Source organism: Pseudomonas sp. XWY-1, from assembly GCF_002953115.1.
GTDB classification, from domain to species: domain Bacteria; phylum Pseudomonadota; class Gammaproteobacteria; order Pseudomonadales; family Pseudomonadaceae; genus Aquipseudomonas; species Aquipseudomonas alloputida.
Genome location: NZ_CP026332.1, coordinates 4,191,648 through 4,216,101 on the forward strand (window position 1 = coordinate 4,191,648; position 24,454 = coordinate 4,216,101).

General features: G+C 64.0%; 18 protein-coding genes. 6 read left to right on the forward strand and 12 right to left on the reverse strand.

Translation table 11 applies throughout. The annotated features are described in order from the left end of the window. Positions 1-45 precede the first annotated feature (45 nt). The 3 genes from PRJ_RS19435 to PRJ_RS19445 are packed head-to-tail and all read left to right on the forward strand — an operon-like array spanning position 46 to position 5,515. Positions 46-1,284 (forward strand): exonuclease SbcCD subunit D C-terminal domain-containing protein, encoded by a 1,239-nt coding sequence (locus tag PRJ_RS19435; protein WP_012053234.1) that lies wholly within the window; start codon positions 46-48, stop codon positions 1,282-1,284. After that, entirely contained in the window at positions 1,281-4,925 is a 3,645-nt protein-coding gene (locus PRJ_RS19440) for an AAA family ATPase (RefSeq protein ID WP_104962257.1), read from the forward strand. Before PRJ_RS19435 ends, PRJ_RS19440 begins: the two co-directional genes overlap by 4 nt. After that, entirely contained in the window at positions 4,922-5,515 is a 594-nt protein-coding gene (locus PRJ_RS19445; RefSeq protein WP_104962258.1) for a glutathione S-transferase, read from the forward strand. The genes PRJ_RS19440 and PRJ_RS19445 overlap by 4 nt, the downstream gene beginning before the upstream one ends. Positions 5,516-6,207: 692 nt before the next feature. On the opposite strand, the gene PRJ_RS19460 is transcribed toward PRJ_RS19445, so the two are convergent. The 10 genes from PRJ_RS19460 to PRJ_RS19505 form a co-directional block, all read right to left on the reverse strand. After that, the gene (locus tag PRJ_RS19460; protein ID WP_223843610.1) at positions 6,208-7,338 is read right to left on the reverse strand and encodes a lactonase family protein; all 1,131 of its coding nucleotides are present in this window, start codon (positions 7,336-7,338) and stop codon (positions 6,208-6,210) included. Continuing rightward, positions 7,304-7,594: a DUF5629 family protein gene (locus tag PRJ_RS19465; RefSeq protein ID WP_020415640.1), complete on the reverse strand. Its 291-nt coding sequence runs from the start codon at positions 7,592-7,594 to the stop codon at positions 7,304-7,306. Before PRJ_RS19465 ends, PRJ_RS19460 begins: the two co-directional genes overlap by 35 nt. 63 nt (positions 7,595-7,657) lie before the next feature. Then, on the reverse strand, positions 7,658-10,033 hold the full coding sequence (locus PRJ_RS19470; RefSeq protein WP_104962903.1) for an RND family transporter: 2,376 nt from the start codon (positions 10,031-10,033) through the stop codon (positions 7,658-7,660). 20 nt (positions 10,034-10,053) lie between these two features. Then, positions 10,054-11,094, reverse strand: coding sequence for a YCF48-related protein (locus tag PRJ_RS19475; RefSeq protein WP_104962259.1), 1,041 nt, complete (start codon positions 11,092-11,094; stop codon positions 10,054-10,056). A gap of 271 nt (positions 11,095-11,365) precedes the next feature. Further along, positions 11,366-14,023 (reverse strand): aminopeptidase N, encoded by a 2,658-nt coding sequence (gene pepN, locus PRJ_RS19480; protein ID WP_104962260.1) that lies wholly within the window; start codon positions 14,021-14,023, stop codon positions 11,366-11,368. Between the two features lie 13 nt (positions 14,024-14,036). Further along, positions 14,037-14,867, reverse strand: a complete 831-nt coding sequence (locus PRJ_RS19485) for a DUF2797 domain-containing protein (protein WP_003247225.1) — start codon at positions 14,865-14,867, stop codon at positions 14,037-14,039. After that, positions 14,864-15,124 carry a YeaC family protein gene (locus PRJ_RS19490; protein WP_003247224.1) on the reverse strand — a complete coding sequence of 87 codons (261 nt, stop codon included), beginning with the start codon at positions 15,122-15,124 and terminating at the stop codon, positions 14,864-14,866. Before PRJ_RS19490 ends, PRJ_RS19485 begins: the two co-directional genes overlap by 4 nt. 13 nt (positions 15,125-15,137) lie before the next feature. Further along, positions 15,138-16,025, reverse strand: coding sequence for a rhomboid family intramembrane serine protease (locus PRJ_RS19495; protein ID WP_104962261.1), 888 nt, complete (start codon positions 16,023-16,025; stop codon positions 15,138-15,140). Beyond that, positions 16,022-16,993 (reverse strand): metallophosphoesterase, encoded by a 972-nt coding sequence (locus tag PRJ_RS19500; protein WP_010953024.1) that lies wholly within the window; start codon positions 16,991-16,993, stop codon positions 16,022-16,024. Before PRJ_RS19500 ends, PRJ_RS19495 begins: the two co-directional genes overlap by 4 nt. Continuing rightward, positions 16,993-17,883 carry an NAD(+) kinase gene (locus tag PRJ_RS19505; RefSeq protein WP_003247220.1) on the reverse strand — a complete coding sequence of 297 codons (891 nt, stop codon included), beginning with the start codon at positions 17,881-17,883 and terminating at the stop codon, positions 16,993-16,995. The genes PRJ_RS19500 and PRJ_RS19505 overlap by 1 nt, the downstream gene beginning before the upstream one ends. Here PRJ_RS19505 and PRJ_RS19510 point away from each other — a divergent pair. Further along, a complete protein-coding gene (locus PRJ_RS19510) occupies positions 17,882-18,904 on the forward strand; it encodes a DUF1853 family protein (RefSeq protein ID WP_104962262.1) in 1,023 nt (340 codons plus the stop codon). The genes PRJ_RS19505 and PRJ_RS19510 overlap by 2 nt on opposite strands. A 227-nt stretch (positions 18,905-19,131) precedes the next feature. Next, positions 19,132-19,677, forward strand: a complete 546-nt coding sequence (locus PRJ_RS19515; protein WP_104962263.1) for a cytochrome b — start codon at positions 19,132-19,134, stop codon at positions 19,675-19,677. On the opposite strand, the gene PRJ_RS19520 is transcribed toward PRJ_RS19515, so the two are convergent. Together PRJ_RS19520 and PRJ_RS19525 are read right to left on the reverse strand one after the other, a co-directional pair. Continuing rightward, positions 19,668-20,561 carry a 1-aminocyclopropane-1-carboxylate deaminase/D-cysteine desulfhydrase gene (locus PRJ_RS19520; protein ID WP_104962264.1) on the reverse strand — a complete coding sequence of 298 codons (894 nt, stop codon included), beginning with the start codon at positions 20,559-20,561 and terminating at the stop codon, positions 19,668-19,670. The two genes, PRJ_RS19515 and PRJ_RS19520, sit on opposite strands and share 10 nt — an antisense overlap. Before the next feature lie 276 nt (positions 20,562-20,837). Then, positions 20,838-22,874 carry an NADPH-dependent 2,4-dienoyl-CoA reductase gene (locus PRJ_RS19525; protein ID WP_104962265.1) on the reverse strand — a complete coding sequence of 679 codons (2,037 nt, stop codon included), beginning with the start codon at positions 22,872-22,874 and terminating at the stop codon, positions 20,838-20,840. Between the two features lie 326 nt (positions 22,875-23,200). On the opposite strand from PRJ_RS19525, the gene PRJ_RS19530 reads away from it, so the two are divergent. Beyond that, a complete protein-coding gene (locus PRJ_RS19530) occupies positions 23,201-24,433 on the forward strand; it encodes a TULIP family P47-like protein (RefSeq protein ID WP_256597859.1) in 1,233 nt (410 codons plus the stop codon). The last annotated feature ends 21 nt before the right edge of the window (positions 24,434-24,454 follow it).

The window sequence follows — 24,454 nt, forward strand, 5'->3', positions numbered from 1 at the left end:
ACCGCCCTTTCCCCGCTTGCCCGACTCGACACCAACAGGTCATCCATGCGTCTGTTTCATACCTCCGACTGGCACCTGGGCCAAAGCCTGCACGGCCAGGAACGCGACTTCGAACACGCCTGCTTCCTCGACTGGCTGCTCGGCCAGCTGCGCCTGCGCCAGCCGGATGCGCTGCTGATTGCGGGCGACATCTTCGACACCGTCAACCCGCCCGTCAAAGCCCAGGAACGCCTCTACGACTTCATCGTCCAGGCCCACGAGCAACAACCCAAGCTGGACATCGTGATGATCGCCGGCAACCACGACTCCGGTTCGCGCATCGAGCTGCCGGCCGCACTCATGCGCCGCCTGCGCACCCATGCGTTGGGCCGTGTGCACTGGCTGGACGAGGGCCAGCTGGATGCCGAACGCCTGTTGATTCCGCTGACCAACGGCCGTGGCAAGGTGGCCGCCTGGTGCCTGGCCCTGCCGTTCCTGCGCCCGGCCGAAGTGACCGGCCCGCAGCTGGGTGACGACTACCTGCAAGGCATCACCCAGGTGCACCAGCAACTGATCGCCGCCGCACTGAAGAAACGCAAGAAAGACCAGGCGCTGATCGCCATCAGCCACGCGCACATGGCCGGTGGCGCGGTGTCGGAGGACTCCGAACGCAGCCTGATCATCGGCAACGCCGAGGCGCTGCCGGCCAAGCTGTTCGACAAGGCTATCAGCTACGTCGCCCTGGGCCATCTGCACAAGCCGCAGAAGGTCAACCGCGAAGAGCGCATCCGCTACAGCGGCTCGCCAATCCCGCTGTCGTTCGCCGAAATCAACTACCCGCACCAGGTCCTGGAAGTGGAGTTGGACGGCAACGGCCTGGTCAGCGTCGAGCCACGCCCCGTACCACGCGCCGTGGCCCTGCAACGGGTGGGCCCGGCACCGCTGGGCGAGCTGTTGCAGCAACTGGCCGACCTGCCAGTGATCGACCTGCTTGAAGACCCCAACCGCCAGCCCTGGCTGGAGGTGCGGGTGATGCTCGACGAGCCGCAACCCGACCTGCGCCAGCAGATTGAAACCGCGCTTGAAGGCAAGGCGGTACGGCTGATCCGCATCAGCGCCGAGTACGCCGGCCGCAACAACGCCGAAGACGACGACCTGGCCTTTGTCGAACTGGCCCAGATGACCCCGCAAGACCTGTTCAGCCGCGCCTGGGAGCAAGCCTACGGCAACCCCGCCGACGAGCAGGCGCTGGCCGACTTCGCCCTGCTGTTGCAGGACGTGCAGCAGGAAGAGGAACAGCCATGAAGATTCTCGCCATCCGCCTGAAGAACCTGGCATCGCTGGCCGGCCCGATCGACATCGATTTCACCGCAGAACCCTTGGCCAGCGCTGGCCTGTTCGCCATCACCGGGCCTACCGGTGCCGGCAAGAGCACCCTGCTTGACGCCCTGTGCCTGGCGCTGTTCGGCACCGTGCCACGCCTCAATGCCATTGGCCGTGAGGCCAAGGTTCCGGATGCCGACGGCGACATCCCCACCTCCGACCCGCGCAACCTGCTGCGCCGTGGCACCGGCAGCGGTTTTGCCGAGGTCGATTTCGTCGGCATCGATGGCCGCCGCTACCGCGCCCGCTGGGAAGCCAACCGCGCCCGCGACAAGGCCAACGGCAAACTGCAGCACAGCCGTCAGAGCTTCTACGACCTCGACAGCGAGCAAGTGCTCGGCAGTGGCAAGAACGAATACAAGCAACTGGTCGAAGCCCGCCTGGGCCTGAACTTCGAGCAGTTCACCCGTGCGGTGATGCTGGCCCAGAGCGAGTTCGGCGCGTTCCTCAAGGCCGACGACAAAGACCGCAGCGAGTTGCTGGAAAAGCTCACCAACACCGCGATCTACACCCGTCTGGGCCAGCGTGCCTTCAGCAAGGCGCGCGAAGCCGGCGAGGCACACAACGCCCTGAAAGAACGCGCCAGCCATCTGCTGCCGATGGCTGCCGAGGCACGTGCCGAGCTCGACCAGCGCCTGGAGCAGGCGCAACAGCACTTCAAGGCCGACCAGGCCGGCGAGCGCCAGCTGGAGCAGCAACGCAACTGGCTGAATGAACAACACCAGCTACAGGCCCAACACACCGAAGCCAGCACCACGCTGCAGGCCGCCGAACTGGACTGGCAACAGCTGGCCGAACCACGCCTGGACCTGGCACGCCTGGAGCGCCTGGCCCCACAGCGTCACCAGTTCCACCGCCGACAGGACCTGAGCGCACAGCTGGCGCCAGTGGCCGCGAAAATTACCGAACAGCAACAGCAGCAAGCCGAACTGCAGGTGCGCACCCGCGAACTCGAACAGGCGCTGGACACTGCGCGCCAAGCGCTTGCCGACCGCCAGGCCGAGCACGGCGAGAACGCGCCGCGCCTGCGCCAGGCCTTTGCCGCTCAGGATACGCTGGCACGCCTGGACCAGGAGCTGGCCGCCCAGCGCAGCATCAACCAGCAGGCGCAACAGCAGGTCGCTGACGGCCAGCAGCAACTGCAGCAGCTGGAAGACAACCAGCAGCGCAGCGTGCAACAACTGGCGCTGATCGACACCGCGCTTGCCGACAGCCAGCACCTGGCGGGCCTGGCCAATGCCTGGCACGCCTACCTGCCGCAACTGAAGCAGGTGATGCTGATCGGTGGCCGGCTGACCAAGGGCCGAGAAGAGCTACCCGGCTTGCAGGCCCAGGCCAGCCAGGCCAATGCGCGCTTGCAGGCCGAGCGCGACGCCTACGACCTGTTGTTCCGTGAAGCCAAGGCCGAACCCCAGGCCCTGGCCGAGCAGATCGACCTGCTCGGCGGCATGTTGCAGGACAACCGCAAACAGCAGCGCGCCGTAGAGGAAATGTCACGCCTGCACGGCCGTGAACAGGAGCTGCGCCAGCAGCTGGATGCCCTGCGCGAACGGCAGCAGCAGGCCATGCTGCAACGCCAGCAACTGATTACCGAAGGCACCGCCGCCAAGGCCGAGCTGGAGGCCGCCGAACAGGCGTTGACGCTCACCCGTCAACTGCTGGAACGCCAACGCCTGGCACGCAACACCAGCGTCGAAGAACTGCGTAACCAACTGCGTGACGGCGAACCCTGCCCGGTCTGTGGCAGCGCCGAACACCCGTTCCATCAGCCAGAAGCGTTGCTGCAGAGCCTTGGCCGCCATGACCAGGCCGAAGAGCACGCCGCGCAGAAGCAGGTCGAAACGCTCAACAGCAAGCTGGTGGAGCTGCGTACCCAGCTGGGTGTGGTCAATGCCCAGCTCAAGGACTTCCAGCAACAGCAGCAGCAACTGGGCGAACAGTTGCAACCGCTGGTGGCTCAGGTACAGGCACACAGCCTGTGGCCAGCCCTCGCCCCGCAGGACGACAAGGCCCGTAGCGCCTGGCTCGACAGCCAACTGCGTCGCCTGGATGAAGAAATCAGCCAGGACGAGAAACGCCAGAGCGCCCTGCTCGCCCTGCAACGGGACGCGGCCCGCCTCAACCAGCAATTGCAGGCTGCCCACGACGCCCAACAACAGGCCCAGCGCCACCTGGAGCAACAGCACCAGGCCCTGGCCAACGACGAGCAGCTGTTGCAGCAAGGCCTGAACGACCTGGCCGGCGTACTACCAGAGGAAGCGCTCAAGGCCCTCAACGACGACCCGGCCAATGCCTTCCTCGCCCTCGACCAACAGATTGCCCAGCGCCTGCAGCAACTGGAACAGCGCAAGGACGAACAGGAAGAACAGCAAGCCCGGCAAGCCCAGCTGGACAAACTGCGCGATCAGCAACAGGCGCGCGTGCAAGGCCTGCAGCAGTTGCAACACAAGCTCGCTGCCCTCGACGAACAGCGCCAGCAGGCCCAGGCGTCGCTCGGCGAGCTGCTTGGCGAACATGCCAGTGCCGAAGCCTGGCAGCAGCATATGGAAGCCACGCTGGAACAAGCCCGCGCCCTCGATGCCGACACCGCCCAGCGCCTGCAAGATCTGCGCACCCAAGGCGTGCAACTGGCCAGCGAGCTCAAGGCCAATACCCAGCAACAACAGGCACTGGATGCCGAATGCCAACAGTTGCAGGCCCAGATCGCCCAGTGGCGCAGCGAGCATCCTGAACTGGACGATGCCGGCCTCGATCGCCTGCTGGCCATGGATGACGCGCAAGTCAATGAATTGCGCCAGCGTTTGCAAGGCGCGGAAAAAGCCATTGAGCAGGGCCGCGTGCTGCTGCTGGAGCGCGAACAGCGCCTGCAGCACCACGCTGCACAGATGACCGTGGACACCACGGTCCAAGCCCTGGAGCAAGCCTTGGCCGAACTGCGCGAACGCCTGGCAAACCACGAGCAGCAATGCGCTGAATTGCGTGCACAACAGGCCGACGACCAGCGCCGCCAGCAGGCCCACCAGGCGCTGGCGGCAGAAATCGAACAGGCCCACCAGCAGTGGCAACGCTGGGCCCGCCTCAATGCCCTGATCGGTTCGGCCTCCGGTGATGTGTTCCGCAAGATCGCCCAAGGCTACAACCTTGACCTGCTGCTGCACCACGCCAACGCCCAGCTACGTCAGCTGGCCCGTCGCTACCGCCTCAAGCGCGGCGGCAGCGCCCTTGGCCTGCTGGTGCTGGACACCGAGATGGGCGACGAGCTGCGTTCGGTGCACTCGCTGTCGGGCGGGGAAACCTTCCTGGTGTCGCTGGCCCTGGCCCTGGGCCTGGCGTCGATGGCGTCCAGCACCTTGCGTATCGAGTCGCTGTTCATCGACGAAGGTTTCGGCAGCCTCGACCCCGAGTCGCTGCAACTGGCAATGGACGCCCTCGACGGCTTGCAAGCCCAGGGTCGCAAAGTGGCGGTGATCTCCCACGTACAGGAAATGCACGAGCGCATCCCGGTGCAGATCCAGGTGCGGCGCCAGGGTAATGGCCTCAGTGACGTGGAGGTGTGCGGGTGATCCTCTACTCGTTCCGCCGCTGCCCGTGGGCCATGCGTGCGCGCCTGGCCCTGCGCTATGCCGGCTGCGAGGTGGAGATCTGCGAAGTGGCGATGAAGAACAAGCCGGCAGAGCTGCTGGCCTTGTCGCCCAAGGGCACGGTACCGGTGCTGGACACCGGTGCCGAGGTACTGGAAGAGAGCCTGGACATCATGCGCTGGGCGCTGACGCAAAACGACCCGCAGGACTGGCGGCTACAGGCCAACCCTGCGGCTGCGCAGCAGGCTGAAACGCTGATTGCGCGCAATGACACCACGTTCAAGGCGCACGTGAACCTGTACAAGTATGCCGAACGTTACCCGGAGCATTCCCGCGAGCATTACCGCCAGCAGGCCGAGGCCTGGCTGGCGGAGCTCGAAGGCTTGCTGGCGGGGCGGGCTTACCTGCTGGCCGACCACCCGAGCATGGCCGATGCCGCGTTGCTGCCCCTGATGCGCCAGTTTGCCAGGGTGGAACCGCAGTGGTTCGCCGAGGCGGCTTATCCGCGTGTGCGGCGCTGGCTGGAGGGGTGGCTGGCTTCGGAGCTGTTCAAAGCGATCATGATTCGCTGAACAGACGCTTGGCTGCAAATGGGGCGCCCGTAGGCGCGGTTTCACCCGCGAACACCGGCGCAGCCGGTGCCATGCAACGCATCGCCTGCTTCGCGGGTAAACCCGCTCCTACGACGGCCTGTGTTCAACCACCGAGCGCATGTAGGAGCGGGTTTACCCGCGAATACGGTGGCGGCGGCAACGGTGAACGGCGGGTGGAGATTGGCCAGCAGGACCGGCCCTTTCGCGGGTGAACCCGCTCCTACGACGGCCTGTGTTCAACCACCGATGCGCATGTAGGAGCGGGTTTACCCGCGAATACGGTGGCGGCGGCAACAGTGAACGGCGGGTGGAGATTGGCCAGCAGGACCGGCCCTTTCGCGGGTGAACCCGCTCCTACGACGGCCTGTGTTCAACCACCGAGCGCATGTAGGAGCGGGTTTACCCGCGAATACGGTGGCGGCGGCAACGGTGAACGGCGGGTGGAGATTGGCCAGCAGGACCGGCCCTTTCGCGGGTGAACCCGCTCCTACGACGGCCTGTGTCCATCACCGATCTGTGTGTAGGAGCGGGTTTACCCGCGAATACGGTGGCGGCGGCAACAGTGAACGGCGGGTGAAAATTGGCCAGCAGGACCGGCCCTTTCGCGGATAAATCCACTTCTTGCAGTGTGTGTCTGGCCAGTTCGCCTATGGGCGAACCCTCCCAACCCCTCAATCGATGAACTTCAGGTCCGAAGGCGCGTCCTGCGCCATGGTCTGCACGGTCTCCCCCAACTCGCCAGTCAAGAGATCACGGCGCATGACCACGATCTGGTTGCTCTTCTGGTTGGCCACCAGCAGGAAATTGCCGCTAGGGTCCAGGGCAAACTCGCGGGGGTGGTCGCCTTCCACGGAGCGGCGCTGCACGAACGTCAACTGGCCGTCATTCTTGCCAACCGCAAACACCAGGATTTCATTCGCCGTGCCACGGTTACTCACGTACAGGAAACGGCCGTCCGCCGACAGGTGCAGGCCTCCCGCTGCCTTGGCCGCTGCATCCTGCTGCTCGGTCAGCGGCAGGCGTTGGCGCTCAAGCAAAGCAGCGTCCTCGACGTCGAACATCACCACTTCGCCACTCATTTCCAACGTCAGGTAAGCGTGCTGGCCCTTGGCGTCGAACAGCAGGTGACGGGGCCCACTGCCTGGCGGCAAGGCCACCGAGGCCGGGATTGCCGGGCTCAACGGTTTGTCCACACTGGCGCCGTCGTAGCGGTAGATGAATACCTTGTCTGCGCCCAAGTCGCAGGCATAGACATGCTGGCCATCGGGCGACAGCACCAGTGCATGCACATGGGCACCGGCCTGGCGCTCGGGGTTGACGCCACTCGCCTTGTGCCGGGCCTGTTGCACCACGGCCTTGAGCTTGCCGTCCCTGGCCACCGGGATTACCACCAGGCTGCCGCCGGGGTCAGGCTTGACCGCGTAGTTGGCCACGAACAGATAACGCTGGTCACGACTGAGGCTGGCGTGAGTCGGTTCGTCACCTTGGGTGGCCACCTGGTTGAGCGGCTTGATTTCGCCCTTGGTGCTGACGCTGAAACTGCTGGCATGGCCACCCGGGGTTTCATTGACCACGAACAGCTGGCGCTGGTCGGCCGACAGCACAAGCCAGGAAGGATTGACGCTCTTGACCACTTGTTGCGGTGTGGGGTCGATGCGGCCGGCCTTGTCGTCGAACAGGTAGCGGTAGATACCCTGGCTGGCGCCATCGGTGTAGCTGCCCACCAGCAACGTCGAGGCGTGGGCGTGGATAGTCAGGCTCATCAGGCTAGCGGTCAGCAGGGTCGTCCAGGTCCGGTTCATCTTGGTCATCATCCGGGGCGCGAAAGGCACTCATACAGACTAGCCGATGCGCGCCGTTGGCATCGTCGAGTTGCCACTCGTCTCCGGTGGCGATGGCGGCAGCGATTTGCTCAGGGGTGAACGACCAGCGACGCAATTGGCGGCCGTCCATGCATTCCACAGTGAGGCCGGCTTCATCAACGGTGAAATCGAAGGCGTGCAGGCCGTCGATCAAAAGCATATCGCAGGACTGCAGGGCGGTAGCGAGGGGGGACATAGGGGTACCCATCTGAAATGAGCTGGCAGTATAACCGGGGGGCCGCAATGCGGCCCCCTCCAATCAATGGGCGAAGATCGACCCACCCTCCTTGCCCACCATCTTCTCAGGCTTGATCAGGAACCGCGCCAATGCCGGTAGCAGCCACAGCGCACCAAACATGTTCCAAAGCAGCATGAAGGTCAGCATCAGGCCCATGTCCGCCTGGAACTTGATCGCCGAGAAGATCCAGGTGCATACGCCAATGGCCAGGCACAGCCCGGTGAACAGCACCGCCTTGCCGGTCGAGCGCAGGGTCTGGTAATACGCCTCCTGCAACGGCAAACCGGCACGCAGGAAGCTTTCCAGGCGGCTGTAGATATAGATGCCATAGTCCACGCCAATGCCCACCCCCAACGCCACCACCGGCAAGGTCGCTACTTTCACCCCGATACCCATGTAGGCCATCAGCGCGTTGCCCAGCACCGAGGTCAGCACCAGGGGCAGCACGATGCACAGCGTGGCGGCGAACGAGCGGAAGGTGATCAGGCACATCACGGCCACGCAGATGTACACCAGGATCAGGATGGTCAGCTCGGCCGACTTGATCACTTCGTTGGTCGCAGCCTCGATACCAGCGTTGCCCGCCGCCAGCAGGAACTGCAGGCCTTCCTTGTCATGGCTGTCGGCAAACGCCTTGGCCACGGCGGTGACGCGCTCCAGCGTTTCAGCCTTGTGGTCATTGAGGAACACCAGCACGGGTGCCAATGAGCAGTCGCCGTTGTAAAGGCCGTCGGCCCGGGCGATGGAGTTGTTGAGGATGTCCGGGTTGCGCGACAGGGTTTCCCATTTCAGGCTGCCCTCGTTCATGCCCTTGATCACCTGCTTGGAAACGGTGACCAGGGAAATCGCCGACTGCACGCCTGGGGTGTTTTCCATGGTCCACATCAGCTCGTCGATCGGCGCCATGGTCGAATGGACCGAGCACTTCTCCGACGGCGTCTTGACCATGATCACCAGCACATCGGAACTGGTCGAGTAGTTGCTGATGATGAAGTTGTTGTCCTGGTTGTAGCGCGAGTCGGGGCGCAGCTCCGGTGCGCCCTGGTCGAGGTCGCCGATCTTCAGGTTCTGGCTGTACCACAGGCCACCGGCGAAGGCGAGCAGCGCCAGCACCACCGACACCGGCGCCACCTTGGCACTGGCGAAGTTCGACAACAGGCGCCAGAACGGGTGCTCGGAGGTCGCGTCTTTCTTGCTGCGCTCGATGGCCTTCTTGCTGATGCCGACATAGGAGATGGCCACCGGCAACAGGATCAGGTTGGTGAACACGATCACCGCCACACCGATGGAGGCGCCGATGGCCAGTTCGCGAATCACCCCGATGTCGATGATCAGCAGGGTAATGAAGCCCACTGCGTCGGCAAGGATGGCGATCATTCCCGGCAGGAACAACTGACGGAATGTGCGCCGGGCAGCGGTAAGGGCGTTGTCGGCATCACTCGACTGCAGGGCGATGCCGTTGATCTTCTGCACCCCGTGGGAAATGCCGATGGCGAAGATCAGGAACGGCACCAGCATCGAGTACGGGTCCAGGCCAAAGCCCACCGCATGCATCAGCCCCAGTTGCCAGACCACCGCCACCAGCGTGGTGATGAGCACGGCGACAGTGCTGCGGATGCACCAGGTGAACCAGTACAACAACACCAAGGTGATCACCAGGGCGACGCCGAAGAACATCGCCACCATCACCAGGCCATCGATCAGGTCACCGACCTTCTTGGCAAAGCCGACGATGTGGATTTTTACATTGGGGTTCTGCGCCTGGAACTTGTCACGGATCTTCTCTTCCAGCAGGTGAGAGAACTGCTGATAGTCCAGCTTCACCTGTTTGCCCGGGTCCTGCGGGTCGGGGTAGCTCTCCAGCAGCGGCACGTCGACGATGCTGGACTTGAAGTTATTGCCTACCAGGCGCCCCACCTGGCCTGACTTGAGCACGTTGTCGCGCAGGGTATCGAGGCTGTCCTGCGACCCGTTGTAGGTGTTAGGGATGACCTCGCCACCGGAAAAACCCTCTTCGGTGACCTCGCTCCAGCGCACGCTGGGGCTCCACAGTGACTTCAGCCCGGCCCGGTCGACACCGGGGATGTAGAACACCTCGTCATGGATCTGACGCAGGGTCTCCATGTAGTCCTTGTCGAAGATGTCACCGTTCACCGCCTCCACCGAGATGCGCACGGTGTTGCCGAGGTTGGCCAGGTCGTTGCGGTGCTCCATCATCTGCTCGATGAACGGGTGCTGCAGCGGGATCATCTTCTCGAAGCTGGTGGACGGGCGAATCTGCGTGGCCTGCCAGAACAGGAAAATGCTGACCAGCACGCACAGGGCGATGACCACTGGGCGGTTGTTGAAGATCAGGCGTTCGAGCAGCGTGGCTTTATCCTGATGATGCGGGTGCATGGTAATGCTCTCCCTGCTGGTCATGGGCGCACCTCCGGAGCAGGCTGATCAGCCCCTTCGGCGCTGGCCAGGTGCACACCACCCTGCCCTACCAGCAGCAGGCCGCCGTTGGCCAGGCCACTGACGCCGGCCAGGGCCAGGCGGTCGGCACGGTTGTACACGCTGAAGGTCTGGCCGTCGTCCGTGCTGCGCAGCACGCTGCCACCATTGCCGACCAGCACCAGGCTGCCATCATCGACAAGCGTAGCGCCTGCCAGGCCGAACTCCAGGGTACCGCGCGCGGCCTTGAGTTCGATCGGCTGCCAGCTGTCACCGAAGTCGCTGGAGCGGAACAGGTTGCCGCGAAGGCCGTAGGCCAGCAGGGTCTGCGGCCTGGCGGTGCCGATCACGCCGAACAACGAGCCCTCGTAGGGGCCCTGGACCTTGGCCCAGGTCTGGCCGTTGTCGGTGGAGCGGAACATGCCGCCCTGCTCACCCACGATGAACAGGCCGGCATCGCGCACTTGGGCGATACCGTTCAGGTGCAGCTGGTCCGGGTTGTCCAGCCGCTCGGCCACATCCTGCCAGTGCTGCCCACCATCGGTGGTTTCCAGCAAGGCACCATAGGCCCCTACGGCAAAGCCGTGCTGGGCGTCGAGGAAGGTGACATCGAGCAAGGGCGCTTCACGGGCGAGGTCTTCGAACTGCTTGCTCCAGGTGGCGCCACCGTCGGTGCTGGCGAGGATCTGCGCGTCATGGCCGACGGCCCAGCCACGCTTGTCGTCGAGGAAATACACGGCAGTGAGCAATTGCCGGGTGGGTACTCGGGCCTGGGTCCAGGTACTGCCCTGGTCGTCGGAGAACAGAATGTGGCCGCGATCACCCACCACCACCAGGCGCTTGCCGGCATGGGTGGTGTCGATCAACAGGCTTTGGCTGGCCTTGGCCGATTCGGTGGAGTATTGGTCGGCTGCCGCGGCCTGGGCGCTGTCGGCCCACACCCCCAATGCCAATGCCAGCATCGCGCTGGCTGCCCATGGCCAGGCACCACGCCTGGCTGGCGTACGTAACTGTTCCCTCATGACTGCCCCCTTGTTGTGTTCTTTTTGGTGGGTCAATGCATTGCAGGCTTTGCAAAAAGCCTGATCTAGAGGCCTGCAATAGCTTGAGGGGATCGTAGCGGGGATGTTTGCGGGAGTACAACGGGCGGGGTGTTATGTTTTGTTGTCGGCCGGGGAAAGCCGGGGCCGCTGGGCGGCCCTTCGCGGGTAAACCCGCCCGACAAAGGTTACATCCCCCTGTAGGAGCGGGTTCACCCGCGAAGGGCTGCAAAGCAGCCCCAATTCACAAGAATTACGCCAGACTCTTGCTCACAACCTCATACACATCACTGGACAACTCACCCGAAGCCAGAATGCGCTCCAGCTCACCCTTCATCAGCGCCTGACGCGCATCGTCATACTTGCGCCAGCGTGTCAGCGGCGCCAGTTGCCGCGAGGCAATCTGCGGATTCAGTGCGTTCAGCTCGATCACCAGGTCCGCCAGGAAGCGATACCCGGAGCCATCGGCAGCATGGAAGTTGACCAGGTTCTGCCCGGCAAAGGCACCGATCAGCGCACGCACCTTGTTCGGGTTCTTCAGGGTGAAGGCCGGGTGCTGCATCAACGCCTTGACCCGCGCCAGCCCGCCCGGCAGCGTGCTGGCCGCCTGCACGCTGAACCATTGGTCCATGACCAGCGGGTTGTCCTTGAAGTGCTCGGCAAACGCCGCCAGCGCTTTGGCGCGCTCGGCCTCGAACGGCGAGTTGACCAGTACCGCCAGCGCGGTAAGGCGCTCGGTCATGTTGTCGCAGTGCTCGAACTGCTCCAGGGTCGCGTCCAGCACCTGTTGCTTGCCACTCTGCATCAGGTACGACAGGGCGATGTTCTGCAGGCTGCGGCGGGCAAAGTGCTCGGCCGAGGCCACATAGGCAGTGCTGCGCGACACTTCACGGTTGGCCTGGTAACGCGCCCACAGGGCGTCGAACAGGTGTTCGGCGATCTGCTGGCGTGCGAACTCGCGGGCGGCGTGGATGGCGTCGACGTCGGCCACCTGGCTGATCTCGGTAAGGTACGCCTCCCCTGGCAGCGAGAGCATTTCGGCCACCATGGCAGGGTCCAGCGATACATTGCCCAGCACAGTGCCCAGGGCGGTGATCAGGCGCTGGTCGAGCTTCAGGGCTTCGCCGCGTTGATGCTGGCCGATCAGTTCCTGCAGTACCTGCACCGACAGCTGCTGGCCCGCTTCCCAGCGGTTGAAGCCGTCGCTGTCGTGCTGCATCAGGAACATCAGCTGGTCGCGGTCATACGGGAAGCTCAGCTTCACCGGGGCGCTGAAGCCACGCAGCAGCGACGGCAGCGGCTTGGCCTGGATGCCCTGGAAGGTAAAGGTTTGCTCGGCTTCGGTTACCGACAGCACGCGGCTGGTTCCTTGAGCAGCGTCTTCGCCAGCCAGTTGCAGCGGCAGGTCGTTGCCGGCGGCATCCAGCAGGCCCAGCTCCACCGGGATCACGAACGGCAGTTTCTCGGCCTTGTCCGGGGTCTGCGGGCAGCTCTGGCGGAACGTCAGGCTGTAGGTCTGCGCGGCGGCGTCATACGCCTCGCTGACCTCCAGGCGTGGGGTGCCCGCCTGGCTGTACCAGCGCTTGAACTGGGTAAAGTCGACGCCGTTGGCGTCTTCCATGGCCTTGATGAAGTCGTCGGTGGTTACCGCCTGGCCATCATGACGTTCAAAGTACAGGTCGCTGCCCTTACGGAAGCCTTCGCTACCCAACAGGGTACGGACCATGCGCACCACTTCGGCCCCCTTCTCGTAGACGGTCAGGGTGTAGAAGTTGGAGATTTCGATGAAGCTTTCCGGGCGCACCGGGTGGGCCATGGGGCCGGCGTCTTCGGCGAACTGGTGGGTGCGCAGGTAGGCGACGTCTTCGATGCGCTTGACCGTGCGCGAGTTCATGTCGGCACTGAACTCGGCATCGCGGAATACCGTGAAGCCTTCCTTCAGCGACAGCTGGAACCAGTCACGGCAGGTGACACGGTTGCCCGACCAGTTGTGGAAGTACTCGTGGGCGACCACCCCTTCGACGCGCTGGTGCGCAGCATCGGTGGCGGTTTCGGCACGGGCCAGCACACAGCTGGAGTTGAAGATGTTCAGGCCCTTGTTTTCCATGGCGCCCATGTTGAAGTCATTGACCGCAACAATCATGAAGATGTCCAGGTCGTACTCGCGGCCATAGACTTCTTCGTCCCAGCGCATGGACTTTTTCAGGCTGACCATGGCGTGGTCGCACTTGTCGATGTTCTCGGGTTCGACGTAGATGCGCAGGGTCACCTCACGGCCGGACTGGCGGGTGAAGCTGTCTTCAACGCACCACAGGTCACCGGCCACCAGGGCGAACAGGTAGGCCGGCTTCATGAACGGGTCTTCCCAGGTCGCCCAGTGGCGGCCATCTTCGGCCGGCCCGCTGCCGATCGGGTTGCCGTTCGACAGCAAGACCGGGTAGCGATGCTGCTCGGCGATGACCGTGGTGGTGAAGGTGCTCATCACGTCCGGGCGGTCGAGGTAGTAAGTGATCTTGCGGAAGCCCTCGGCCTCGCACTGGGTGCAGAACATCTTGCCCGACTTGTACAGGCCTTCCAGGGCGGTGTTGCTTTCCGGGTGGATCTTCACGCTGGTATCGAGGGTGAAGCGCTCGGCCTTGGGCTGCACGGTCAGGCTGTCGGCGTCGAGCTGGTAGTCGCCTGGCTGCAGTTCCTGGTCATCCAGCGAGGCGCGCAGCAGTTCCAGCTGCTGGCCATCGAGTTCCAGTGGCGGCAGGCCGGCACCGCGTGCCGGGTTGCGGCGCATGACCAGTTGCGCGTGAACCAGCGTGTGGTCCTCGAACAGCTCGAAGGTCAGGTGCGTCTCGTCGATCAGGTACTCCGGCGCCTGGTAATCCTTGAGGTAGATCACTTGCGGTTGTTCGGTACGCATGTGCAGGTCCTTTTTACTGGAGCACGGCCAACTGGTAGGCCGTGTACTTGCGAATATTGATCACACCGGTGTCGAAGATCAGGTACTGGCCCTTGATGCCCAGCAGCGTGCCCTCGGCCACCGGGTCCTTGTCGAGGTTGAAGCTGACAATCTTCTTCGGGTACGCCTCGACCGGGTAGTTCATCTGCACCACTTCGGCGTCCGGCAGCGGCTGGATCGCCTGCAGGCCAAAGCGCCCCTGCAGCTCGCGCAGGCCGTCGGCGCAGGCTTCGAAGACCTGCTCGCGGATGGCCGGCAGGTCGAGCACCTCGGCATCGCCCTTGAGCAGCGCGCGCCAGTTGGTCCGGTCCGGCACCTGGCTGCGCAACACGTCTTCGACCAGGCCCGATTGCTGCCGGGTGGCCACGCGCATGATCGGCAACGCCTGGCTGGCGCCCTGGTCGAGCCAGCGGGTAGGCAGCTGGGTGGCACGGGTGATGCCGACCTTGATCCCCGACGAATTGGCCAGGTAGACGACGTGGTCGGTCATGCAGAACTGTTCGCCCCACGACGGTTCGCGGCAGGTGCCGGCGTCGTAGTGGCATTTTTCCGGGGCCATGATGCACACGTCGCACTGGGCCAGCTTGGTCATGCACGGGTAGCAGTAACCCTGGCTGAAGCTGGTCTTGGTGCGCTTGCCGCAATGGCTGCAATGAATGGCGCCGAGGTATTCCAGGCGCAGGCGCTGGCCGATCATGGGGTTGACCGGCACCTGGGTGTCATCCAGGCGGAAGCTGTACTGCACCACCGGTGCCTGCAGGCTGACGGCCATCTTGCTCAACGAGCCACGTGCGAGTTCGATCAATGTACCGAGTCCGACTTGAACAGAATGTTGGCGATGGGCGCGGACTTCGACGCACATTCCTGTGGGCCCATGTAGCCGGTGCGCTGGTCTTCGGGCAGGTTCTTCATCTCCCAGGCGATGACCGCCTGCAGCGACAGCTCTTTCTGCTCGGCGGTGAGCTTGCGGCCGTCGGACCATTTGCCGATTTCCACCGCCAGTTTCAGGCTCTGGTAGATTTCCGGGGTGATGTTTTCAATCATTTGCGCGAAAGTGGACATAGTGTCTCCTGATTCAAGCCGACAGTTTACGCCGGGCCAGCGCCCCACCCAAGAGCCCGGTCAGGCATCCGATGAGCAGCCCGCCGACGTGGGCGGCATTGGCGATCTGGCCAAGGCCGAGCGTGCCGACCACGCCGGTCAGGCATACCACCAGCCAGATCAGCATCATCACCAGCACGCCCTTGGGCAGGTTGAAGTAACGGTCGGGCGCCAGCCACTGGTACAGCCAGATATGCCCGAGCAGGCCGTACAGCACGCCGGACAGGCCGCCAAACAGGCTCGGCCCGCTGGTGTAGTGCTGGGCCAGGTTGGAGACCAGGCTGAACAGCAGGGTCAGGCCCAGCAACGCCCACGGGCCCTGGCGCAGTTCGATGCGTTTGCCCAGCTCCCAGTACCACAGGCTGTTCATGGCCAGGTGCAGCACACCGAAATGCAGCAGCATTGGCGATACCAGGCGCCACCACTGGCCTTCATCCAGGCTTTGCGCCAACGGGCTGAAGTACAGGTAGTCGCCCTGGACACGGAAGTCGAGGAAGGTGAACCAGCTGATGGTGGTGAAGTTGTCGCCAAGGCCCGTGAGGCCGGCGACGATGAAGCACAGCAGCAGGGTCAGGGTGGTGATCTTGCAGGCCTTGGCCTGGGCTGCCAGGGAAGGTTGTGTGGGGGCATTCGCCGGTGACCCCGCCCCTACAGGGCCAGCGGTGGCCGGCAGGTCGGCATTGCCGTCGGGGTAGCGCTGGTAGAGTTGCAGCACATCTTCGGCCAGGGTGTCGGGGGCCCAGAGGACCTGGGCATCACCCTCCTCGCTGACCCGGTGCGGCACCTGCAGGCGTTGCAACAGGTGGACGAAGCCGCTGAGGTCGACCGACAGCGGCAGGCGCATCACTTCGATAATGTTCATTGGTTGGCCTGTGGGCGGTCGACGTCGACCCAGACGAACTTGTGTGGGTCGATACGGGTTTCATCATCCAGCCGGTAGGCGACCAGCTTGCCATAGAGCACGGCGCTGTAGTCCAGGCAGGCCAGGTTGGCGCGGATCGGTGCCGGCCGGCCGCTGCGCCAGTAATGCCCGACGAACAGCATCGGCTGGTCTTCGTCATAACGCAGCAAGGCATTCTTCTGACTGTGGCTGAGCGGGGTGCTGGCCACTTCCTCGGGCAGGGCATCGGGCTGGAACACGATGTCACCGTAGGTTTTCGGGTCTTCTTCCCAGAACTTGGTGCGGAAAAACGCGCGGGTCAGGCCGTCGCCGCCGGTCAGCGTCAGCCCGTCCGGCAGGCGCATGTCGGTACCGCGCAACAGGCGGTTGCACACCGTGTCGGCAAAACTGCCACTGACCGCCGAGGCCTGGATGAAGTGCTCATCGATGCGGCCGTCGGGGTATTGCTGGCGCAGCGGCTCGATCAGCCGCGGGTCCCAGCAGGCGTGCACCAGACGGAAGCGTCCGGCGTCGATGAACAGCGGCAGCTGGTAGAACCAGTTGACGAAATCGTGCCAATCGCCGGGGTGCTGGGCAAACTGGGTCAGGGTTTCGTCGATCAGCCGGGCATGCCGCGGCGTGTGTTCGCGGACATAGGCCTTGCCGCTGCCAGGCAGCGCCGGGGTGACCCAGCCCAGGGCATTGTATTCGTGGTTGCCCATGATGCAGAACGCCTGGCCGGCTTCGACCATGTCGTGGACGATGTGCAGCGCCTCGCGAATGCGTGGCCCGCGGTCGACGATATCGCCAAGGAATAGCGCCTGACGTCGCGGGTGGCGCCACACGCCGGCCACGCGCTTGTATCCGAGGGCGTCGAGCAGGCGTTCAAGGGTCAGTGCACAGCCGTGCACGTCGCCGATGATGTCAAAACTTCGCGCCGGATCGAGCATCAGTCGTCACTGCTCCCCAGGCGGCTGCCCCAACCCAGTTTGGTGCGGCAGACCTCGTAGTAATTGTGGTCCAGCGGGTGGATCAGGCGCAGCTTTTGCGGCTTCTTGCTGACCGTGATGGTGTCGCCGGGGGCACAGGTGAAGTGGTTCTGGCCGTCACAGGACACCTGCGGGTAGATCTGCAGGTCCTTGGACACCACGATCTTCAGCTCGCTGTTGCCGTCCACCACGATCGGCCGGCCCGACAAGGTGTGTGGGTACATCGGCACGATGACGATGGCATCGAGCTTGGGGTGCATGATCGGGCCACCGGCCGACAGCGCATAGGCGGTGGAGCCGGTGGGGGTGGCGACGATCAGGCCGTCGGCCTTCTGGCTGCAGACGAACTGGCCGTCGATGTAGATCTCGAACTCGATCATGCGCGTGGACTTGCCCGGGTGCAGCACCACGTCGTTCAGCGCATCGCCCTGGCCGATGGCTTCGTGGTGGCGACGCACCTCGGCCTGCAGCAGGAAACGGTTTTCTACCAGGTAGTGGCCGTCGAGCACTTCGGCGACCTTCTGTTCCAGCTCGTCGGGACGGATGTCGGTGAGAAAACCCAGGTTGCCACGGTTGATACCCAGCACCGGAATGTTGTGCCGGGCCAGCGCGCGGGCAGCACCCAGCAGGCTGCCGTCGCCGCCGACCACGATGACCAGGTCGCAGACCTCGCCCAGCAGCTTGCGGGTGGACGTCTGCAAGCCATGGCCGGGCAGCACTTCGGCAATGGTGTCCTCAAGGATCACGTGCAGGTGGCGATCGAGGAGGAATTTTTTCAGTCGGCGAATGGTGTCGAGCACCTGCGAGCTGCCAAGGCGACCGATGATACCGATATTGCGAAATTGCTCCATGGGGCTCCTGCAAGGCTCTGCGGCGGGTGACGATGCGCCGATTATGGGCGAAACCACCGGGCAGCGGCAAACCGGCTATGCTCGCAGGATGACGCCATTCGCCCAGCTTCACGACCTGCCCCGACAACTGCAGCACTCCACCGTGCGTGACCTGGCATGGGCCTTGTTGTCGCCGCCCCTGCTCAGCGCCCCACCCTGCCCCCAGCGACACCCGCTGGCGGGCAGCCTGTGGGCGCAGCAGCCGCAACACCTTGAACAATGGTTGCGGGCCCTGGATGCCGATGACCGACCGTTGCGCGCGTGGCTGGCGCAATTGGGCAGCCGGCGCCTGGGGCATTACTACGAACGCCTGTGGCAATTTGCCCTGGGCCAGGCGCCAGGCATCGAGCTGCTGGCCGCCAACCTGGCGATTCGCGACGGCGGGCGCACCTTGGGCGAGCTCGACGTGGTGCTGCGCGACCGCGACGGCGTGCACCACCTGGAACTGGCGATCAAGCTGTACCTGGGCCCGGAAGACGCCGGGCACGATCCCCATGCCTGGCTGGGGCCAGGTTGCCATGACCGGCTGGGGACCAAGCTTGCGCACCTGGCGGGGCACCAGTTGCCCATGTCCAAGGGAGCGCACAGCCGTCAGGCGCTGGCGCAGCTAGGGGTGGAGCAGGTGCAGGCGCAAATGTGGCTGGGTGGTTACCTGTTCTATCCACGGCCTGGGCATGCCGAGGCGCCGGAGGGCGCCAACCCGCAACATTTGCGCGGGCGCTGGCTTCGTCGGCGGGACTGGGTGATGGCCGAAGGCGAGCGTTGGCAGCCGCTGCAGCGGCATGCCTGGCTGGCGCCGGCAAGGGTGGAGTCAGGTGAGTGCTGGCAGGCGGAGCAGTTTGCGGCGTGGCTGCATGTGCTGGAGCAGCAGGCACCGGCGCACTTGCTGGTACGACTGGTGCCTGATGCCGATGGTGCCTGGCAGGAGGCAGAGCGGGTGTTTCTGGTGGCTGATGACTGGCCGTATCTGCCCGGTAACTGATGTCGCCTGTTCCGGCCCCTTCGCGGGCACGCCCGCTCCCACAGGTCCAACTGCACAGGCTTCCAAGACTGTGCAGTACCTGTGGGAGCGGGCGTGCCCGCGAAGAGGCCGGTGGCTGGCAACACAATTTTCACAGACCTGGCGCAAAGATCTGTTTCCGGTAGCCATTAAAATGACTCCTGAGCGCCAGCAAGAGCGCCATTCAGACCTGATGACGAGGACCAATCATGGTTTCATCCCCCACCACCACCCATTACGCACGCCTGTCCATCGCCCTGCATTGGCTGATGCTGGTGCTGCTGGCCGCTGTCTATGCCCTCATCGAATTGCGTGGCCTGTTCCCCAAGGACAGCGCCGAACGCAACCTGATGAAGGACCTGCACTTCATGCTCGGGCTCAGCGTGTTCGTGCTGGTCTGGCTGCGCCTGGCCATGCGCCTGAGCCGCCCGACTCCGCCCATCGTGCCCAAACCACCGGCCTGGCAGACCGGCCTGGCGCACCTGATGCACCTGGCACTGTACCTGATGATGATCGGCCTGCCGCTGGCCGGCTGGCTGATCCTCAGTGCCGCCGACAAACCGGTGCCGTTCTTTGGCCTGGAACTGCCCCATCTGATCGACCCGAACCCGGACCAGGCCAAGTTCATCAAAGGTTGGCATGAGCGTATTGGCAGCTGGGGCTACTGGCTGATCGGCCTGCATGCACTGGCCGGGCTTTACCACCACTATGTGCAGCGCGACAACACGCTGTTGCGCATGCTGCCCTACAAGTAACCGCGTCGCCCCTGCAGGCCCCCCGTGTGTACGAAGATCAGGCGGCTGCCGGGCTTGAACAGCCCGGCAGCGACCTGATCACGCAAGGCCAGCAGAGCCTTGCCGGTATAGAGGGCTTCGAGCGGCACGCCAGTGCGCTGCTCGCAGTCGGCGATGAACGTCAGTAGCTCATCGTCGAACTTCCCGAAACCGCCACGGCAGGCGTCGTGTAGCTGGTAGCCGTGCGTGCCGGCCAGTGCTGCCACCGTCTCCGGCACCCCATGATCCCTGGGCACTGCCAGCGCGCCATGTACGGCATGTGCACCCGCCTCGGCCAGTACAAGGCCGGCCAAGGTAGTCCCCGTTCCGGCAGCCAGCCACCAGGCGTCATGGTCCGACCAGCCCAATCCCGCGATCTGCGCGCGCGCCTGCTGCATGATCAGCGCGCAGCCCTGCGCACCGGCCAGCCCGCCGCCCCCTTCGGGGATACAGTGCCAGCCTGGGTAGCGGGCCTGCCAGGGGGCCCAGAATCCTGGCTCGTTGCGCGCACGGTAGCCGCCGTAGCCTAGCCAATGCAGTTCCATGCCCAGCGCCTGCAGGTCACGCACGGTTGGCGTGTCCTGGGCATGGCCGCGTAACAGGCCGACGGTGGCGAAGCCGAAACGCTTGCCGGCAGCGGCCAAGGCGTGCAGATGGTTGGAATGGTTACCGCCGAGGCTGATCAGGCCTGGAGCATTGCTGGCGCCGGCCTGTTGCAGGTGGTGGCGTAGTTTGAACCACTTGTTGCCGCTGATCAGCGGGTCGATCAGGTCCAGGCGCAGAATGGCGGCCTGGACCTGGGCTTGTTGCAGCCAGGGCAAGTTCAGAAATTGCAGCGGTGCTTGGGGGAGGTCGAATACATGCATGGATCGCAGTTTACAGGGTAATCCCGCAAGCGCTTGTATCGATGACTCGCCCCCGCCGAGGCATCACAGTGCCAGGGTGGACGCGCATCAGTGGTTCGACACAGGCATCGACGGCCCGGTATAGACCGTCGTAGGAGCGGGTTCACCCGCGAAAGGGCCGGGCCTGCTAGCCAATCTCCACCCGCCGTTCACCGTTGCCACCGCCATCGAATTCGCGGGCATGCCCGCTCCCTCCGGTTACCGTGCAGGTATCGGGCTCACGCAGCCCCGACGCCCTCAGAGTTCGGCCGCCAACCGCGAGCCTTGGTTGATCGCCCGCTTGGCATCCAGCTCGGCCGCCACATCCGCGCCACCAATCAGGTGCACCGACTGCCCCGCCGCCACCAGCCCTTCCTGCAGCTCGCGCAGCGGATCTTGCCCGGCACAGATCACCACGTTATCCACCGCCAGCACTTGCGGCTCGCCGCCGTCCACACGAATGTGCAGGCCGGCATCGTCGATAGCCAGATACTCGACACTGTTGAGCATCTGCACCCCCTTGTTCTTCAACCCGGTGCGGTGAATCCAGCCGGTCGTCTTGCCGAGACCGTCACCCACCTTGGATTTCTTGCGCTGCAACAGGTACACCTGCCGCGCCGGAGCATGCGGCTCGGCCTTGATCCCGGCCACACCACCTCGCGCCTGAAGATGGGTATCGATGCCCCACTCTTTCCAGAATGCCGCTCGGTCCTGACTGGTGGCCACGCCCTGATGCACCAGGTACTCGGACACATCGAAGCCGATACCTCCCGCGCCAATCACGGCCACCGACTTGCCCACCGGCTTGCGCTCGAGCAGCACGTCCAGGTAGCTGAGCACCTTGGCATGCTCCACGCCCGCGATGTCCGGGGAACGCGGGGCGATGCCGGTAGCCAGGATGATTTCATCAAAGCCGCCGCCCACCAGTGCCTGCACATCGACGCGGGTATTCAGGCGCAGGTCGACGCCAGTGCTTTTGACCTTGTTGCGGAAGTAACGCAGCGTTTCAAAGAATTCTTCCTTGCCCGGCACCCGCTTGGCCACGTTGAACTGGCCGCCGATTTCGCTGGCGGCGTCAAACAGGGTCACCGCGTGGCCCCGCTCGGCCGCTACGGTGGCCGCCGCCAGGCCAGCCGGGCCAGCGCCAACCACGGCAATGCGCTTCACCGTACGTACAGGCAAGTAGTTGAGTTCGGTCTCGTGGCAGGCCCGCGGGTTGACCAGGCAACTGGTCAGCTTGCCGCCGAAGGTATGGTCCAGGCAGGCCTGGTTGCAGCCGATGCAGGTGTTGATTTCATCCGCACGACCGGCAGCGGCCTTGTTGACGAAGTCCGGGTCGGCGAGAAACGGTCGAGCCATCGAGACCATGTCCGCATCGCCCTCGGCCAGCACCGCCTCGGCCACTTCCGGGGTGTTGATGCGGTTGGTGGTGATCAGCGGAATGCTCACCACACCGCGCAACTTGGCGGTGACTTTGCTGAAGGCCGCACGCGGCACCTTGGTGGCGATGGTCGGAATGCGCGCCTCGTGCCAGCCGATTCCGGTGTTGATCAAGGTCGCGCCGGCCTGCTCGATGGCCTTGGCCAGCAGCTCGATCTCGTCCCAGGTGCTGCCCCCCTCGACCAGGTCGAGCATCGACAGGCGGAAGATGATGATGAAGTTAGGCCCTACCGCGCCACGCACCCGGCTGACGATTTCCACCGCCAGGCGCATGCGGTTTTCATAACTGCCGCCCCAGCGGTCAGTGCGGTGGTTGGTGTGCGCGGCCAGGAACTGGTTGATGAAGTAGCCTTCCGAACCCATGATCTCGACACCGTCGTAACCGGCACGCTGAGCCAGTGCCGCGCAGTTGACGAAGTCGGCGATCTGCTTCTCGATGCCCGCCTCATCCAGCTCTTTGGGCTTGAACGGGTTGATCGGCGCCTGGATCGCGCTAGGTGCCACCTGCCGTGGGCTGTAGGCGTAGCGCCCGGCGTGCAGGATCTGCAGGCAGATCTTGCCACCGGCGGCGTGCACCGCCTCGGTGACGATGCGGTGCTTGTCGGCCTCTTCCTCGGTGCTGAGCTTTGCCGCACCGGAATACACCCCACCTTCATCGTTGGGCGCAATGCCGCCAGTGACCATCAGGCCAACGCCACCGCGGGCGCGCTCGGCAAAGTAAGCTGCCATGCGCTCGAAGCCGCCGGGGCGCTCTTCGAGGCCGGTGTGCATCGAGCCCATCAGGGTGCGGTTGCGCAAGGTGGTAAAGCCCAGGTCCAGCGGAGCAAGCAGGTGCGGGTAGCGGTCGGCGGCCATGGAAAGGTCCCCTGATGGCGTGATCACGGAATGCGGGCACCTCACTGAATGGCGGGCCCCGTCGTTTGTCTGTCAGCGACATTAAACAGCCGTTTGAAAGGGCTCAATGATCAAAACTGACAAGTTAATGATCGTGATGAACAGCAGAGGCAGCGACTGTCGGGAAGGCTCCAGAACTTCAGCGCTATAAGGTTCGCCTGGCTTGATCGCCAAACAGTCTCCCCGCGCATTTGCCAGACAACGCGGCTCTGCCAGACTCTTCAAGCACGTTTGATCATCCACCCATGGAACGTGGCGCCTACTCAGTGCGCCCGGAGGGTTCGCTCATGCTGACAAAAGGATGGGACACCATCAGCATCGTTCGCCAGGACAGCGTGAACAGTGACCTGGCAGCCAGCTGGAACAGCCTCGACCACGAATTTTCCTACACCTCGGATGAAGGCTACGCCTGCCACGGGGTGTTCGACTGCTGGTCGGTCATCAACGGTGGCGGCGGTCGCTTGCTGCGCCTGCGCATGCCTATACGCTCAGGTTTTTTCGAGGCCAGTGGTACCAGCCGCTCGCTGGCCGGCGCGGTTGCCATCATCGAGGTCACCCTGTCGCTGTTGCCACAAGGCAACGGCCAGGTGCAGTTGAAGTCGGCCTTCCTGCACAAGGCCGGAGCCACTCAACCCCTGCTGGGCGACGAAGGTGGCTGGCTGCGCGGTATCACCCTGCAAGACCCCGACGGTTCGCTAGGTCCTTTCGCCTCCGTGGTGCTGGACTGTATCTGCACCTACCTGGTCGAGCATCCCCTACAGTTCACCCATACCTTCGCGACCATCAACTTCAGCAAAGCCACTGCCCCGGAATGGGCCAGACCGCGAAAATGTACCTATGCGTACCTCGATTCAGGTTTCCTGGCGATCATGGCCGTATGTACCGAACGCGACATCAGTGGGCTGCCACTGAATATCGATGTGTCGGGCATCAGCCAGGGTGGACAGTCGAGCTATGTGCTTTCTCCACGCATGGTCCTGGAGCATCTGGTACTGCCCGGGCTGCTTCAGCTTTACCAGGGTGCCACGGCGCAGGACTACCGCTTCGACAATACGCAAATGGTCAACATACCGACCTTGCGCATGAAGGCCATCAAATCAGGAGCGATCTGGTACACCCCCGTTGTCTTCGCCGGTTGCAACCCTGCACGAATGCTCGGTGACTTCATCACCGTCGACTATAAGGGCGACTGTGACCTGCACGCAGGTATCGACATGAAGTGGAACGGCTGGCTGAGGATGAAGCTGGTGCTCGATGGCAACACCATCAACTTCGTCAAGCAATCGTCCGACTTCAGAAAGGAAGTGCATATTCCCTGGTACCTGGCCTGGCTCTCGCCCATCGTCAGCCTGATCACCCACATCGTCGCCGCTGTGATCTCCGATGACCTGATCAGCGCCATCGCCGCGCGTGGCGGCTCGGTCAAGGCCGACACCATCGATTGCGTGTCCTGGAGCAACGACACGCATACCGCTTCGTCGAGCTACCTCGCCGAGGCCCTTGTCATCAACTACGTGTGACCCCACCAACACAAGGAGCCG